10 protein-coding genes are annotated in these 15,166 nt (G+C 61.1%); 4 read left to right on the top strand and 6 right to left on the bottom strand.

Annotation, left to right across the window (positions count from 1 at the left end):
• Positions 1-7: 7 nt before the first annotated feature.
• The 4 genes from murJ to trxA all read left to right on the top strand — a co-directional run bounded on the left by murJ (position 8) and on the right by trxA (position 5,477).
• A complete protein-coding gene (murJ, locus tag ACP3TD_RS00940; protein WP_426764902.1) occupies positions 8-2,155 on the top strand; it encodes a murein biosynthesis integral membrane protein MurJ in 2,148 nt (715 codons plus the stop codon).
• Between the two features lie 163 nt (positions 2,156-2,318).
• Positions 2,319-3,959, top strand: a complete 1,641-nt coding sequence (locus tag ACP3TD_RS00945) for an ABC transporter substrate-binding protein (RefSeq protein WP_426764903.1) — start codon at positions 2,319-2,321, stop codon at positions 3,957-3,959.
• A 198-nt stretch (positions 3,960-4,157) separates the two neighbouring features.
• The gene (gene trxB, locus ACP3TD_RS00950) at positions 4,158-5,114 is read left to right on the top strand and encodes a thioredoxin-disulfide reductase (RefSeq protein ID WP_426764904.1); all 957 of its coding nucleotides are present in this window, start codon (positions 4,158-4,160) and stop codon (positions 5,112-5,114) included.
• Positions 5,115-5,150: 36 nt separating this feature from the next.
• Positions 5,151-5,477 (top strand): thioredoxin, encoded by a 327-nt coding sequence (gene trxA / locus ACP3TD_RS00955; RefSeq protein ID WP_426764905.1) that lies wholly within the window; start codon positions 5,151-5,153, stop codon positions 5,475-5,477.
• A 2,391-nt stretch (positions 5,478-7,868) separates the two neighbouring features.
• Here trxA and ACP3TD_RS00960 read toward each other — a convergent pair.
• The 6 genes from ACP3TD_RS00960 to yidC form a co-directional block, all read right to left on the bottom strand.
• Positions 7,869-8,093: a hypothetical protein gene (locus ACP3TD_RS00960; RefSeq protein WP_426764906.1), complete on the bottom strand. Its 225-nt coding sequence runs from the start codon at positions 8,091-8,093 to the stop codon at positions 7,869-7,871.
• Between the two features lie 2,305 nt (positions 8,094-10,398).
• On the bottom strand, positions 10,399-11,715 hold the full coding sequence (locus tag ACP3TD_RS00965; protein WP_426764907.1) for a ParB/RepB/Spo0J family partition protein: 1,317 nt from the start codon (positions 11,713-11,715) through the stop codon (positions 10,399-10,401).
• Positions 11,716-11,781: 66 nt separating this feature from the next.
• Positions 11,782-12,849: a ParA family protein gene (locus ACP3TD_RS00970; protein WP_426764908.1), complete on the bottom strand. Its 1,068-nt coding sequence runs from the start codon at positions 12,847-12,849 to the stop codon at positions 11,782-11,784.
• Between the two features lie 89 nt (positions 12,850-12,938).
• Positions 12,939-13,589: a 16S rRNA (guanine(527)-N(7))-methyltransferase RsmG gene (gene rsmG / locus ACP3TD_RS00975; protein ID WP_426764909.1), complete on the bottom strand. Its 651-nt coding sequence runs from the start codon at positions 13,587-13,589 to the stop codon at positions 12,939-12,941.
• Positions 13,590-13,608: 19 nt separating this feature from the next.
• Positions 13,609-14,175 (bottom strand): protein jag, encoded by a 567-nt coding sequence (locus tag ACP3TD_RS00980; protein ID WP_426764910.1) that lies wholly within the window; start codon positions 14,173-14,175, stop codon positions 13,609-13,611.
• On the bottom strand, positions 14,176-15,159 hold the full coding sequence (gene yidC, locus ACP3TD_RS00985) for a membrane protein insertase YidC (protein ID WP_426764911.1): 984 nt from the start codon (positions 15,157-15,159) through the stop codon (positions 14,176-14,178). It abuts the gene before it with no gap.
• Between the last annotated feature and the right edge of the window lie 7 nt (positions 15,160-15,166).

A 15,166-nucleotide genomic window follows, 5' to 3' on the forward strand; every position in this document is an offset into this window, starting at 1 on the left:
GAACTCGATGTCAGCTACCAACTTTCCTTCCGACAAAGCGGGCCGGACCGGCAATGCCGCGCCGGAAGGCCTCCCCGAAGAATCTGCGGCTCCGGCCACCGCGCCAGCGTCTTCAGGAGCCAGCGAAACCCGTTCCAGCGCCATCATGGCCGCCGGCACCCTGGTGTCCCGGTTCCTGGGCTTTGGCAAGACCTGGATGCTCGGAACGGCCCTCGGCCTCGGCTCCACGGTCAACGACACGTTCATCAACGCCAACAACCTGCCCAACCTGATCTTCCTGCTGGTGGCCGGCGGTGTCTTCAACGCCGTCCTGGTGCCGCAGATCATCAAGGCCAGCAAGGCTCCGGACAGGGGAGCGGACTACATCAGCCGCCTCCTGACCCTTGCAGTCCTGCTGTTGCTGGGCCTGACGGCACTGGTGACGCTGGCCGCCCCGCTGGTCATCGACGTCACTACGCAGGGATACAGTCCGCAACAGAAGGCCCTGGCAGTCACCTTCGCGTTCTGGTGCCTGCCCCAGATCTTCTTCTATGGCCTGTATGCCCTCCTTACCCAGGTCCTCAATGCCAACGGGGCTTTTGGGCCTGCCATGTGGGCGCCCATCCTGAACAACCTGGTGGCTATTGCCGGCCTGGGGATGTTTATCTGGATTTTTGGCACCAACGAGTTCAGCCCGCACACCCTGGCCAACTGGGGGTCAACCCAGACGTTCTTCATTGCAGGGTTCTCCACCATCGGGGTACTGGCCCAGACGGCCATCCTGATGATCCCGGTCTTCCGGCTCAAGCTTGGCCTCCGCCCCCGGTTCGGCTGGCGAGGCGTGGGACTGGGCCAGGCAGCCAAGCTGAGCGTGTGGACGTTGCTGACGGCCGCCGTCGGGCAGCTCGCCTTCCTGTATGTCATGCGCATCGCCACCATTCCCGGCGCCGAACGCCTCCGCCTCGCGGAGGCGAACAATCCCGCCGCTGACATGCTGCCCGGCAACGCCGTGCTGGAGGTGGCCAGCCAGCTGTACCTGCTGCCGCACTCGATCATCGCCCTGTCCCTGGCCACGGTCCTCTTCAACCGGATGACCCGGGCTTCCCAGGACGGCAACCGGGAGGAGCTGCGGAATGCCCTCTCCCACGGCCTGCGGACCATGGCCGTCGCCACCGTCTTCGGTGCCCTGGCACTCTTTGCCCTGGCCGGCCCGCTGGGCATGTTCTTCTCCGGCGGCTCGCGCAACGACGGCGTGATGCTGGCCCAGACGCTCACCATCCTGGCCCTCAGCACCCCCTTCATGAGTGCCAACTTCATGATGTCCCGTGTCTTCTACGCCAACGAGGATGCGCGCACCCCGTTCTACGTCCAACTGCTGCTGGCGGTGGTGTATGTGGTGGGTGCCTTTGCCATCCAGTTCATGCCGGTGGGCCAGATCATCTACGCGATCGCCGTCCTGTACATGGTGGGCAATATCCTCTCCGTGGTGATCAGCGCGTTCTTCCTGCGGCGCCTCCTCGGCAGCCTGGACGGTCCGCGGATTGCCAATGCCTACATCCGCATGGGCTACGCCGCCCTGGGCGCAGCGATCGCGGGAGCCGGTGCGCTGTGGCTGATGGGCAGCTACAGCCCGGACGGTTTCGCCTGGAGCGGGCGCCTCCAGGCACTCGTGACGCTTGCCGTCGTGGGGCCAGTGATGCTGGCTGTGTATTTCCTGCTCCTCAGGCTGTTCCGCGTCTCCGAGCTGACGGACATGCTGCGGCCCCTGCTCGGACGGCTTGGACGTGGCGGCCAAGTGGCGCCCGCAACGGCGGGCGGGGTCCCGCCGTCGTCCGCTCCCGAGGGGACCCCCTCAGTGGAAGCCGGGCCGGCAGCGGAGCGTCCCTCCCGTGCAACCACCTCGGTGGACACGGGCCTCATTCCCCGGATTTCCGGTGAGTTTGATGCTGTGTCGTTCAGGGCAGGTCCGGAGCCTGAGCCGGAAACCTCCAGCGCGCATTACGACGACGGCGACTCGGGACCGGACGACGGCAGCTACCTGCCGGGAGAGGACCAGTCCAGCACCGCGCGCGGCGGATTGCTCCGTGAGCAAATTCCGCTGCCGGGCCGCCGCACTTTCCAGGGCAAGGCGGGCCAGAACCCCTATTTCAGCCACCGGCGCCCCCGGAAAAAGTGACTTTGACGCTGTTTCGGCGCTTCGTTCTCCGCAGCCGCCCACCCTCAATCGGCTAGGATCGGAGAGGTACAGGGGGAAGTTGTATCCGGGAGACCGCCATCCTGCCGTCCGCGGACGGCAGGGTCATCCATGCCGGAAATCCCGGAAAATCTAGGAGGAACACGTGTCCAACCCGATCGATGTCGGATCAGTACTGGGCGGCCGCTACAAGGTCACAGCCACGGTATTGACCTCTCATGACCACGATCTGGTGCTGGATGGTGTGGACCAGGTCCTCAACCGCCCGGTCAGCATCCTGGTTGCCGGACCCCGGAACACCGAACAGGTGGCCCAGAGCGCACGCGAAGTAGCCACGGGCGAACGTCCCGGCACTGTGCAGGTGCTGGATCTTGGCGTCACCGAGGCCGCCACGTACCTCATCACCAACCACACGTCCGCCGCAGACCTGCTGGACCTCGTGGTGGCTTCCAACCCGCCCTACGTGGAACCGTTCTTCACCGACACGCTGGGCAGCGAGATCTTCGGCCAAGCCCGCTCGTACGAGCCGGAACCGTATGACGACGAAGAAAACGTCGAGGCCGGCTACATCAATTACTCGGACACGCACCCCAGCCAAGTGGATCCCTACCGGGATGCTCCTGCTGTGCCGCCCAAGCCTCCGGTGCGTCCCGCCGCGGCACCGAATGCCGCACCTGCCGCCGCCCGCAACAGCGGTTCCGGCGCTGCAGCTGCCGCCGGTGCCGGCGTTGCTGCAGGTGCTGCCGGCGTGGCCACGGGTGCCAGTGGAACCGGCGCTGCTGGCCGTGCGCAGGCTTCCGCGCCGGCTGATCCCGAAGCCACTGCTGCTCATCCCGTGCAGCCTTCTGCCGGCCATTCCACCCCCGAAACCAGCGGTAGCGGGCATGCCGGGGCCCCTGACTCCGGGCGGCCGAAGGTTTCACTGTGGTCCGACGACGACTACGCGCAGGCGGACACCCGGGACGACTACGACTACCAGTACGAGGAAGAGCCGGTTGAGGAGCGCGCGCCGTCCAACAGGAAGGGCGCACTCTTCGCCAGGGCAGCAGCACCGGCCGCCGCTGGCGCGTCCTTCGCCGGCCGCGGGGATAATGACGATGACCGCGATGATTACGACGACGACCAGGACGACGCAGGGCGTGAACCGCGGTCCATGCGGTGGCTCGTTGGAGGGCTCCTGGCAGTCGTCCTCATCGCCGGACTGATTTTTGCCGTGACAAACCTGGGCAGCCTCTTCACGCAGCCGCAGGCAGGAAGCCCCGCGCCCGCAGCTACAACTGGCGCCCCCGAGGCGTCTGCAGCTCCCACTCAGGCGCCTACATCCGCCGCACCGGCAGTTCCGCCGGCGATTGAAAGTGTGACCCGCCAGGGTAACTTCGACTTCGCTGCCACTTTCGACGGCGACCTGGTCAAGGCTTATGACGGCAACGCCGCCAGCTACTGGTCGGATATGGAATTCGCCACCGAGAACTGGGGCGGACTGGCTCCCGACGGCGTGACGCTTGCGGTCAAACTGAAGAGTGCAGCCACCGTTTCCTCCATCACGCTCTCGCAGCTTGGGGGATCGGGCGGAAGCATCACCGTTTACACCAATGACCGGCCATCGCTTGACGGCGCCAAGTCCGTGGGAACCAACAGCTTCACCTCCGGTGACCTGAACCTGCCGCTGGCCGAACCCGTCAAGGCCCAGTACGTCATTGTCGCAATCAATGCGCTTCCCAAGCTCGCAGCACCCAAGACCCGGTACGGCTACGGTCTCCGCCTCGCCGAAATCAAGGTTCAGTAGCCGGTCACGGTAACCTCTGCGCCCCAGGCCGGGCATGCCCTGTAATCTGGAAAGAGCGTCCTGCTGAGATAGCTCCATTCCGTCTGTCTGTGATCGTCTCTGCCCGGACGCCGGAATATTCAGCATCCAGAAGCAGTTGTGCCATGTGGCCGGCCTCCACACGGAGGCGCGTCGAACAAGGAAGAGGTTCACCGTTCAGTGACCATCGCAGAAACCACCGCGTCCGAAGTACGTGATGTCATCATTGTCGGCTCAGGCCCGGCGGGTTACACGGCAGCCGTCTACACTGCCCGCGCCAACCTCAAGCCCCTGCTGTTCGCAGGCTCGGTGACCGCCGGCGGCGAGCTCATGAACACCACAGACGTGGAGAACTACCCAGGGTTTCCCGAGGGCATCATGGGTCCTGACCTGATGGAAAACTTCGAGAAGCAAGCCACCCGCTTCGGCACCGAGATCCAGTTTGAGGACGTCACCGCGCTGGACCTCGAAGGAGCCGTCAAGGCGGTCACCATCGCAACGGGGGAGACGTTCAAGGCACGGTCCATCATCCTCTCGACTGGTTCCGCCTATCGCGAGCTCGGCCTGCCCAACGAGAAGCGGCTGTCAGGCCACGGCGTAAGCTGGTGTGCAACCTGCGACGGTTTCTTTTTCAAGGACCAGGACATCGCCGTCATTGGTGGCGGCGACTCTGCCATGGAAGAGGCTCTCTTCCTCACGAAGTTCGCCAAGTCCGTGACCGTGGTGCACCGCCGCGATTCCCTGAAGGCATCCAAGATCATGGCGGACCGCGCCCTGGCCCACGACAAGATCAAGTTCATCTGGAACAGCACCGTGGAAGATGTCATTGGCGAATCGAAGGTAACATCGCTGAAGTTGAAGAACCTCGTAGACGGCAGCGGTACTGACCTCGCTGTCACGGGCGTGTTCGTTGCCATCGGCAATGATCCCCGGACCGACCTGGTTAAGGACGTCCTTGATCTCACCCCGCAAGGCACCATCGCCGTCCAGGGGAGGAGCTCCAAGACCAGCATCCCAGGCGTCTTCGCAGCCGGCGATGTCGTGGACCCCACCTACCGGCAGGCGATCACCGCCTCCGGTTCGGGCTGCGTGGCCGCAATTGACGTTGAACACTACCTGGCAGAACTTCCCGCCTAGCACTGACGAAAAACATACCGAGAAGAAAGAGTGGCTATGAGCAACGCTAAAGACGTAACTGACGCAAGTTTCGGCACCGACGTACTGTCCTCGGAGAAGCCGGTTATCGTGGACTTCTGGGCAGAATGGTGCGGTCCTTGCCGCAAGCTGGGTCCCATCCTCGATGAGATCTCCGTGGAATACGGCGAGAAGGTTGACGTCGTTAAGGTGAACGTGGATGACAACCCCGCCATCGCTGCCGAGTACGGCATCACCTCCATCCCCGCCGTTTACCTCTTCCAGGGCGGCGAAGTGAAGAGCACGGTCATCGGTGCAAAGCCGAAGCAGTTCTTTGAGAAGGAATTTGCTGACGTTCTTTCTTAGGCAGTTTCCTCCCTGCAATGGGAGTTGATACCTTTTCGAGTGGCCATCGCCCTTAGGCGGTGGCCACTCTCTTTTTGCTCGTTCATCCTATTTCGGCTTCAGCGGCTGCCGGCAAAGGTGAAGCGCAACATCGAGTAGTTGACCTTGTGGGTGAACCTCGGCTTCGGCCTCGGAAGTCGCGTCCGAGTAGTGGCGTTTCACGTGAAACATCACCGAACCTGCGCCCTGTCTGATGGGACTCCTCAGGGGGACTACCTGGGTCACGGATGGCAGACAGCGAGATCCTTGATTTCTAGAATCAAGGCACCGCTGTTGTGGTGCAAATGCCCAAATAGCACCACCAGAATCTATGACTGCCGTTTCACAAGCTTTTGTCGGAGCACTGGGCTCATCGCCGCGACGGCGGGTGCCTGGAGTTGTGGTGGACATTGTCGTATGAAAACTGCGCCAGCACACAACCACCCTCGCATTGGGGTGGAACATTAAAAACTGGCGTCCAGTTTCACGTGAAACATCTGCGTAGGTCTTGAATGAACATGGAGCCTTCTCTTTCAACACGAAGTCGAACCCGGATTCACTCTCTCTGGCTTCTAACCCTGAGGCTTTCATTACCTCACCAGTTGGAGTTCCACTCGCGGAGCACAGCCTTCGTGGGACCTGCGGATGGTGCTTTGGCCGGCCAGCTCCCCAGCTACCTGGCAATCGGCCTCCTCTGATGGACACCAGCGATGGAGAGTGCTGCGCCGCGGCTTCTCGTGCCGCGGACTGAGCAGCGCCCCGAGTTGAGGCTCAGAACGACAACCCCTTGCCTGCAGATGAGATCTGTCCGAGCCCACGGGGGCCGTACGGCGTCTGCATCTGCTGGCGAGGAGGCTACGCCTACCAGCGACATCGCAGCCTGGCGCCGACTGTGTCGGCGGAACGAGCGGAGGTGACTACGGCCATCTGCTCAAAGGACGTACATCTGGAGGCCTCCGATCAGGTAGCAGCTCGCAACAATGCCGATCCATGGCCACTTCCAGTGCCGATCATGAGTCCGGCTAGGCTTGGCGATGACGCAACGGAAACTACTTCCCCACCATCTCCAGGGCAGGAGTGGCGTCACAATCGGCAAATCCAACCGCTAAACCTCCGATAGTCAGCCAGCCTCGCAAAACTGAAATCCAGGTCTCGGGTTGCCGGCCAACAGACATTGCCGCAGCGCTCGTACTCGTCGTCCCGCCCACGGGTCGTCGTGAGTAATGGGAAAGGCACCCTAGGCCCAGAAAAGGTCATCCAACGAGGTACGTTTCACGTGAAACGCATTCCCGAATCGCACAGCCGCACGTGCGCCTTCTATGGCCTTAAGTCGCCCACGATGACGAGATGGCCCAGTGAATCGTTAGTTTTGGGATTGCTGATATTAGAAGAGAACTTGCAGTACCCATACCTATATGGTGGCTTCGTCCGGCCAATGAGTCGGTCGACAGCCATAACAGTCACATCGAACGTGCAGATGCGGTAATCAGATGTTTCACGTGAAACGGAAGCAGCACCCGATCGACCCTATGCAAAGTATTCTGCTCCGGCGACGTGCAAGTTTCACGTGAAACATAACTTCCCGGCCAGCCACGGTCGGGCTGGACGGACGCTAACAAACGCATGCACCCAATCCGCCGCACAAGACTCCGTAACCTAGCGATCCCTACTTTCCTCCAACCCGCTATGAGCCAGTCGCCGGAACACGGGGAAGCGCGACTGTAATCGCCGTATTGTGTAGACACGCGCTCCCTATGAATGTTCCCGGGAACGCCTCAGCAGGCTTCCCACGCCCGCCAGCCAGGATACTGCCACATGAGGAACGCCGCCGAACGAGGATCCAATGGAGGGTGATGCAGTCCAGGGAAGCAACCCAGGCTGAGCCAGCGTCGACATCACTAGCCGGATCCAGTGCGGCTCTCCAAATCCGAGGCCGGGACTCCCATACAGTAGGGCTGTTCGCCGCGGCTCCGAAGGTTCACATTGTCTGGTGAACACCAGTTCACCTGAGCACGCCCTGCCGCCTCTACCCGGAGAGCTGGCACGCTGGAGACCGGTGTAAAGGCCGTAGCCCACTTGGCATGCAATGTCCTCGACACACTCCATTGAGCCGGGGAACGCGCACAGCAGCATACCGGGCGAACCATAGAGGCCCCTAACGACTGCTAAGAGACTGATACATGGGCAGCCAACCAGCACCCTCGCAAGGGACTGTAGCCGTCACCATGACGACTGTGCGTAGCCCGCGACCTCGGCTCGGGTGAGCCGCGGCAGCTGCAGTGGGGCCGGTAGGTGTGCCCTGGTGTGTGCTCTTTCCCACAACCTTATCCACAGTGTCCGCCTTCTCCATCCACAGAGTTATCCACAGCCGCTTCAAAGTGCCATGGCGGCTTCCCCGATGTCCGGAAATGGCAACTGCCGAATCATTGGGCACGGTGCGCTCCACAGAACACTTTGAGTGGCCGACAAGCTGCCGGTCTGCTCAGGGCAATCCAGCGCAATGCACGCTGAATCATCCACATTCATGCCATTTTCCGCACATAGACGCGCTCTTACTTTGGTCTTCTGATGCGCCTTCAGGTCTGTATCCAGTTTCACGTGAAACAGCCCAACACTGGACGCGGGCTACTCGTGAGCAGCGGCCCGCCCCTCCTCGGCATGTGAGCGTGCGCGGCGCCCGAGCCTGACATTGTCCACAGGTCTATCCACATTGTTATCCACAGGTTTATCCACTTCTGCCTACCGCGCGATAGCGACTCATTATCCCTGCCCGATTCAGCGTTCAGCCACTGCATGACCCTGGCATCAGACGGATATCCCCGCTGAGGAGCGAAGTACAAGATGTCGAACCGTCGGATGCGTGACGGCTTCGCCGAGGATCCAGCGCCAGCAGACAGGTTGCCTAAATGGAATGTGCACGATCCCGGCGTTGATCACAAGCACGTTCTAGTTCTTCAATGAAGCCGCAGCAGCCTGGCACAACCGTTCGGAAGGTGCACACACTCTTGAGATGCACGTCTGGAAGCATGCCGTAAACAGTCCGGAGCATGCGGCTTGTTAAACGCATTGTGATGCAGGGGAGCGGAACGCCAAACCCAGCCGAAGTCAGAGTGACTATTGACTGAGCAGCCTGGACGCACTTTGGCTTAGACTGCGATGCCCTCTTAGGCGGCGTTTTGTCTGTCTCTATTGAGCCGTCCACCATTGGCAGCCCGCCCCTCTATTGCAGGCGGGTCCTGTTTGGCTGTACCGCAGTAGGGCCTCGGCGTCAGTCATCAGTCATCGAGTGGCTGGTGGAGCACACTTAGAGGCACGCTGCATAGCGTGTTGTACGGCACTCCTCACTCACGAAGGGGTGAGGTGTGCCGTGGAGTTCGCTGAGGCAAGCTTGGGGTCCCAAAGCTTCCCAGGGGAGCCCGTCACCTATGGGGCTGTCACGATGTGGCCTGGCCCTGGTGCCTGGTGACTGCCGACGGCTGGTCGGTGCTGCTACCAAGCGCCGCCGGATACGAAGCGCTACGAGGCCCCTATGGCCACTGATTAGCCAGGTCCGCTGAGGCAATACTCCGATGGGCGTGACGGTCCGCTACGTTGGGAGGCCACTCAGCGCCGCGGTTTGCACTCCAGGACCAGCTACGAGCTATGGGACGGACGCGAGTCTGGGGTTATCGTTTCACGTGAAACATGGCAAGGTATCAGGCACCATGGCAACGTGATGGGAAGGATGGTGCTGCTGTTAGGACGTGCCCTGCCAGGGTCACTCACGATGATTCGCATCGTCCCCATCGACGCCGCGTTTCACGTGAAACATAGCCATGACTTCTGGCGTTTGCTTTGCCAGCGAAGTGGTGGAAGCAACGTTACACAGGCGTCTTGCCCCCCGCATCCCCATCGTCTCACTACGATGGACGGAACTTGGTCCTCAAGGCTCTCCGCTTCACGTGAAACATTGTGACAAGAGCAGCTCCCATATTTGTACCTTGTCGATGAGGGCCCCGAGAGGGAGCCCGGCCCCACCTGTTGCCTTTGAGCACTTCGATGGGTGGGCTGTCCAAGTGGAGATGTTCCACGTGAAACAACTTGGGATGCAGAAGCAGAGCTACGAACTTGTTCAATCTGGCAACCGCCAACACATTCGCAAGTAGATGGCTTAGGGAACTAGTCCTCCTCGAATCTCCGGCATTTGACCGATTGAGGCGAGTTCCTGAAACGCTCGAAGACCCATCAAAACGCTATCGCTTCCAGAATGGTAGCGGCATTAGGATCTGTGAGCAGCTACGTGGGGCTGAGAAGCTGGAGTATCCGCCTGCCCATCCAGGCCATTTGCGAGGACTGTTTGCGACCAGCCTGCGCAAACAGTACGGATGCATGCAGTACTGGTGAATACCTTTCTCTACCGGCCGCAAGACAACACGCTGCATCTTCCGGCAACCCGCATAGCAGGGCCTATCGACAAGGCAAGTCTGTGGCACAAGGACCTCGAGGGGCCAGGTCGCCCATATTCGCCGAGTACATACAAAATTCCCGACCGGCACCTGCCGTAGGTCGCAGAACGCGCCCGGCAGTCAAGGTAAGGCCGCTAACTACCCACAGAGTGGCCGCACAGCGGTTGCGGACAATGGCGGAGTTTCACGTGAAACGCTCGCGTCCCAAAAGGATCAGCAACCACCGGCACCAAACTCGTCGAACTGAGACATGCTACGTGTACCTCGGCTGTCCACTTCAAACTGCTCCACCGCGTCCACTCGGAAGGTGACAGATTCGTCCGCGCAAACACCCTGCACGTGCGCTGGAACGATTCGGGTTCAGGAATTACAGCCCGAGCGCATCTCTCTCGGTAATTACGGTTAGACATGACAGGAGGCCCGGTTCAAAAGAACCGAGCCTCCGATGTTCGCTACTGCTAGTTAGCCGAATCTGGAGCCAGAACGTCCATGATGCGGTTCAAGTCCTCAACACTGGCAAATTCAATACTGACCTTACCCTTGCGGACGCCCAAGGAGATCTTGACGTTGGTATCCAATCGGTCGGAGAGAGAAGATGCGAGGTAATCAAGGCGTTCGTGCCGTGCACCGGGGCGGGGGACATTGTTCTTGGCCGGGGTGGCCGGGTCCTGGTAAAGGGTGACAGCCTCTTCCGTGGCCCGCACGGACATTCCCTCAGCGACGATCTTCTGGGCCAGGCGCTCCATCGCAGCAGCGTCTGGCAGGGCCAGCAGTGCACGCGCGTGGCCGGCCGAGAGGACACCCGCCGCTACCCGGCGCTGTACAAGCGGGGGGAGCTTCAGCAGGCGCAGGGTGTTGGATACCTGTGGTCGGGAACGGCCGATCTTGTCAGCCAGCTGCTCATGCGTTGTCCCGAAGTCCTCCAGCAACTGCTGGTACGCGGCTGCCTCTTCGAGCGGGTTCAGTTGGCTACGGTGCAGGTTCTCCAGCAGGGCATCACGCAGAAGGTCATCGTCAGTCGTTTCACGGACGATTGCCGGGATGGTATCCAGGCCGGCTGCCTGCACTGCCCGCCACCGGCGTTCGCCCATGACCAGCTCATACGGTTCAATACCGTCTTCAGTTGATTTGCGGACAACAATTGGCTGGAGGACGCCTATTTCACGAACAGAGTGAACAAGCTCCGCCATGTCGTCTTCGTCGAAGACTGACCGCGGCTGCTTCCGGTTGGGATGGATGTCCGCAACAGAAATCTCGGCGAAGTGGGCACCCGGGACCTCCACCAAGTCAACCCCGTTGTCAGAGGCTCGGACATCAGCCACCTCGCCGGACGGGGAACTGTCCGTTGAGGGAGAAGAGGGATCTTGATCGGAGGCGGGAGTCGCAGCCGGCGGGACCGGCGTCGGCTTGGCCTGGACCATGTCTGCAGCGGCTGATGTGGCATCTGCGACCGCAGGAACATCAACGGCGTCTGTGGACTTCTTTGCGGTGCTGCCTGTGGCCCGCGCAGCACCGGAAGGCTTTTTCGGCGCTGGAACCTTCGCGGGTGCTGCCTTCTTCGTCGCCGGCGCGGATTCACGTGGGGCTGCAACTGACGGAGCGTCCGGCTTGCCCGTGCCTTCTGTTTCAACGGGCTCTGATTTTTTACGACCTTCCGGGAAGAAGAGATCCACCGGACGCGACGCAGCGGCACCGTTGCCCTGACCGTTGGACGCGCCCGAACTAGGAATCAGCGCGCCAAGACCGCGGCCAAGGCCCCGTCGCTTCTCGCTCATGGGTAAATCCCTCCAGTGGTAGAGCCGGGCGTAGTCCCGACTCCGGTCGATGCAGTATTGAAGATTTTAGCGTTCTGCTATTTCAGCAGCGGCTTCCAGGTACGACAGGGCACCGCTGGAGGAAGGGTCATACGTCATGACAGTCTGCTGGTAGCTTGGCGCTTCGGAGATGCGTACAGAGCGGGGGACCACTGCGGAGAGCACCTGCTCAGGGAAATGCGTCCGGACCTCCGCCGCAACCTGGGCGGCCAGGTTAGTACGGCCGTCATACATGGTGAGCAGAATGGTGGATACCACCAGGTCGGCGTTCAGGTGCTTCTGGATCATTTCAATGTTCTTGAGCAGCTGGCTCAGTCCTTCCAGCGCGTAGTACTCGCACTGGATGGGAATGAGGACCTCATTGGCCGCGCAAAACGCGTTGACCGTCAGGAGGCCCAGGCTGGGCGGGCAGTCGATGAAGATGTAGTCGAGCCGTTCCTCACCATTCTTTTCCCGGGTCTTGGCGTAGACATCGATGGCCCGGCGCAGCCGCTGTTCGCGCGCCACGAGGGACACAAGTTCGATTTCCGCCCCGGCGAGGTGGATGGTGGCAGGAGCGCAGATGAGCTTGTCCATGTCGGGGCACTGCGCCACTACATCTGCCAGCGCCACGTCATTGATGAGGACGTCGTAGATGCTGTCCACGTCGGCGTGGTGTTCGATGCCAAGGGCTGTGGAAGCGTTGCCCTGCGGGTCGATGTCTATGACCAGCACGTTCAGCCCGGCAGCTGCCAGCGCGGCAGCGATATTCACCGTGGTGGTGGTCTTGCCAACACCGCCCTTTTGGTTCGACACAGTGAAGATCCGGGTCTTTTCGGGTCGCGGAAGGCGGCGGCCCATCAGCTTTTCGCGGCGCTTGGTCTCGTGGGCGAGCTCGCGGGCAATGGGGCTGGAATCGTCAATGGCATCGATAACGTTCGATCGACCCGCAGCGGTTGTTTCACGTGAAACAAGTACTGATGAAGAGTTGCTTGCAACCGGTTTCGGGTGTTTTCCGCCTCGTCCAGGAATACTGACCGGACCAGAGACAGAACGTGCTGACCCCAGCGTCACAAACGGTGGTATCCGTTGTGTGGAGGCTTCACTACTTGTCACTGGGGCACACTCACTCTCGTTCAGCCAATTTTGCTGCCGTTGTCTAGCCTAACTGCTGCACCCGGCAGACCGAGGTCACCGGGCCCTTACTAGGACTTCTTTTGGGGCTTGTTTACAACGATGCGTACCACCGTGGTGGGCTCCTCCAGGAGGTTGTCACCCACGGTGAGTACTGATGTCTCAACGCCGCCCAGTTTCCGGATGGCTTTGGCGGCTTTTTCGATCTCTTCACCGGCACTGCGGCCCTTGATGGCGATCACTTCCCCCTTGCCGGCAAGCAGGGGGATAGTCAGTCCCGCAAGGTTTGTCAGGGCAGATACGGCCCGGGCGGTCACGACGTCGGCTTCGACATGACCCACGGCAAGCTCCGCGCGGCTACGCATGACCGTGACGTTGTCCAGCCCGAGGTCGTCAATCACTTCCTGGAGCCAAATTACCCGGCGTTCCAAGGGTTCGATGAGGGTCAGTTCAAGATCCGAACGGGCTATCGCCAGGCACAGCCCCGGAAGCCCGGCACCGCTTCCAACGTCCGCCACGTGGCTTCCCTGCGGAATCTCGCTTTCGATGACGGCACAGTTGAGGACGTGGCGGCTCCAGAGGCGTGGGATCTCACGAGGACCAATGAGGCCCCGTTCAGTTCCGGAGGTTGCCAAGTGCTCAACGTAGCGCTTTGCCAGATCCAGCCGATCGCCGAAAATCTTCTCAGCAGCCCGAAGTTCGGCAGCCGTGATGTCAACCATGGTAAGCGGCAGCAATTCTCTAGTCAGCGGATACAACGATATGGCGGCCGTTGCCTTCGCCTTCGGACTCGCTCACGAGTCCCAGGTCGGCAACGGCGTCGTGGACAATCTTGCGCTCGTAGGCACTCATGGGCTCGAGGGCGACGGGCTTGCCGGTCTCCTTAACCGAAGCAGCAGCGTCTTCGGCAATCGTCTGCAGGTGGCCGGTACGTTCCTGCCGGTAACCGTTGATGTCCAGCACCAGGCGCGAGCGGCTTTCAGTGGCAGACAGGACTGCAAGACGCGTCAGTTCCTGCAGGGCCTCGAGGACTTCACCGTCCTCACCCACCAGGCTCTCCAGTCCTTCGGTCTCCTCTTCGGCGACGATGGAGATGTACGTGCGGCCGTTGCGGACCTCGATGTCGATATCGCCATCGATATCAGCGATGTCCAGCAGTTCCTCGAGGTAGTCAGCCGCGATGTCGCCCTCTTCTTCCAGCCTGCTGGCAGCAGAAGGTTTTACGGACGAAGCGTCCGCAGTGCCGGACTCATCGCGGTCCTCGACCACGTCTTCGGAAAGGGCGTGTTCGGTGCTCTCGGCTGACATCTACTTCTTCTTCCTGTTCTTACGTTGTGGCTGTACGCGCTGTCCCTTGGCTTCGGCGATCGCGGCCGCGGCTTCGGCCTCAGCCTCGGCGGCGGCGGCGTCCTTCTTTCCGGTCAGGATAGACAGCGCGGGCAGGCCTTTAGCGGCCCGACGTTCAGCAAGGGCCTTGGCAGCAGGGGAACCCGGCGTGGGCATCCGGCGGATGACGAAGAACTGCTGCCCCATGGTCCAAAGGTTGGTGGTGGTCCAGTAGATCAGGACACCAATAGGGAAGTTGATGCCACCCACACCAAAGACGATGGGCAGGATGTAGAGCATCATCTTCTGCTGGCGCATGAACGGGCTGGCCATCGCCTCTTCAGACATGTTCTTGGCCATGATCTGCTTCTGGGTGATGAACTGCGACGCCGTCATGGCGAGGATCATCACGATGGAGAGGATCCAGACGGCAGTCTGGTTACCGCCACCGCCGCCGTGCAGCAAGGAGGCCGACAGCGGAGCTCCAAAAATGCTCGACGCATCAAACTCGACAACCTGCTCGTGGCTCATGGCGCCAATGCCGTTGCCCTGGTCCTTGGCCTGGGAGATTCCCGACAGCACCTGGAAGAGTGCAAAGAAGAAGGGCATCTGGATCAGCATGGGAAGGCAGGCCGAGAACGGGTTGGTCCCGTGCTTCTTGTACATGGCCATCTGCTCCTGGGCCATGGCCTGGCGGGAGAGCTGATCGGTCTTGCCCTTGTACTTGTCCTGCAGCTTCTTCAGGTCAGGCTGCAGGAGCTGCATGCCGCGCTGTGCCTTGATCTGCTTGACGAACACCGGGATCAGGGCGGCACGGATCACCAGCACCAGCCCAATGATGGACAGTGTCCAGGTCCAGCCGTTTGCCGCTGGCATCCCGATGGTGCTCAGCCCATCGTGGAATCCAATCATGATGATGGAAACCAGCCACTTGAACGGGGCCATGATTGTTCCAAAGAAGTCCATACTTATC

It is taken from the genome of Pseudarthrobacter sp. 1G09 (assembly GCF_050038305.1).
GTDB classification, from domain to species: domain Bacteria; phylum Actinomycetota; class Actinomycetes; order Actinomycetales; family Micrococcaceae; genus Arthrobacter; species Arthrobacter equi.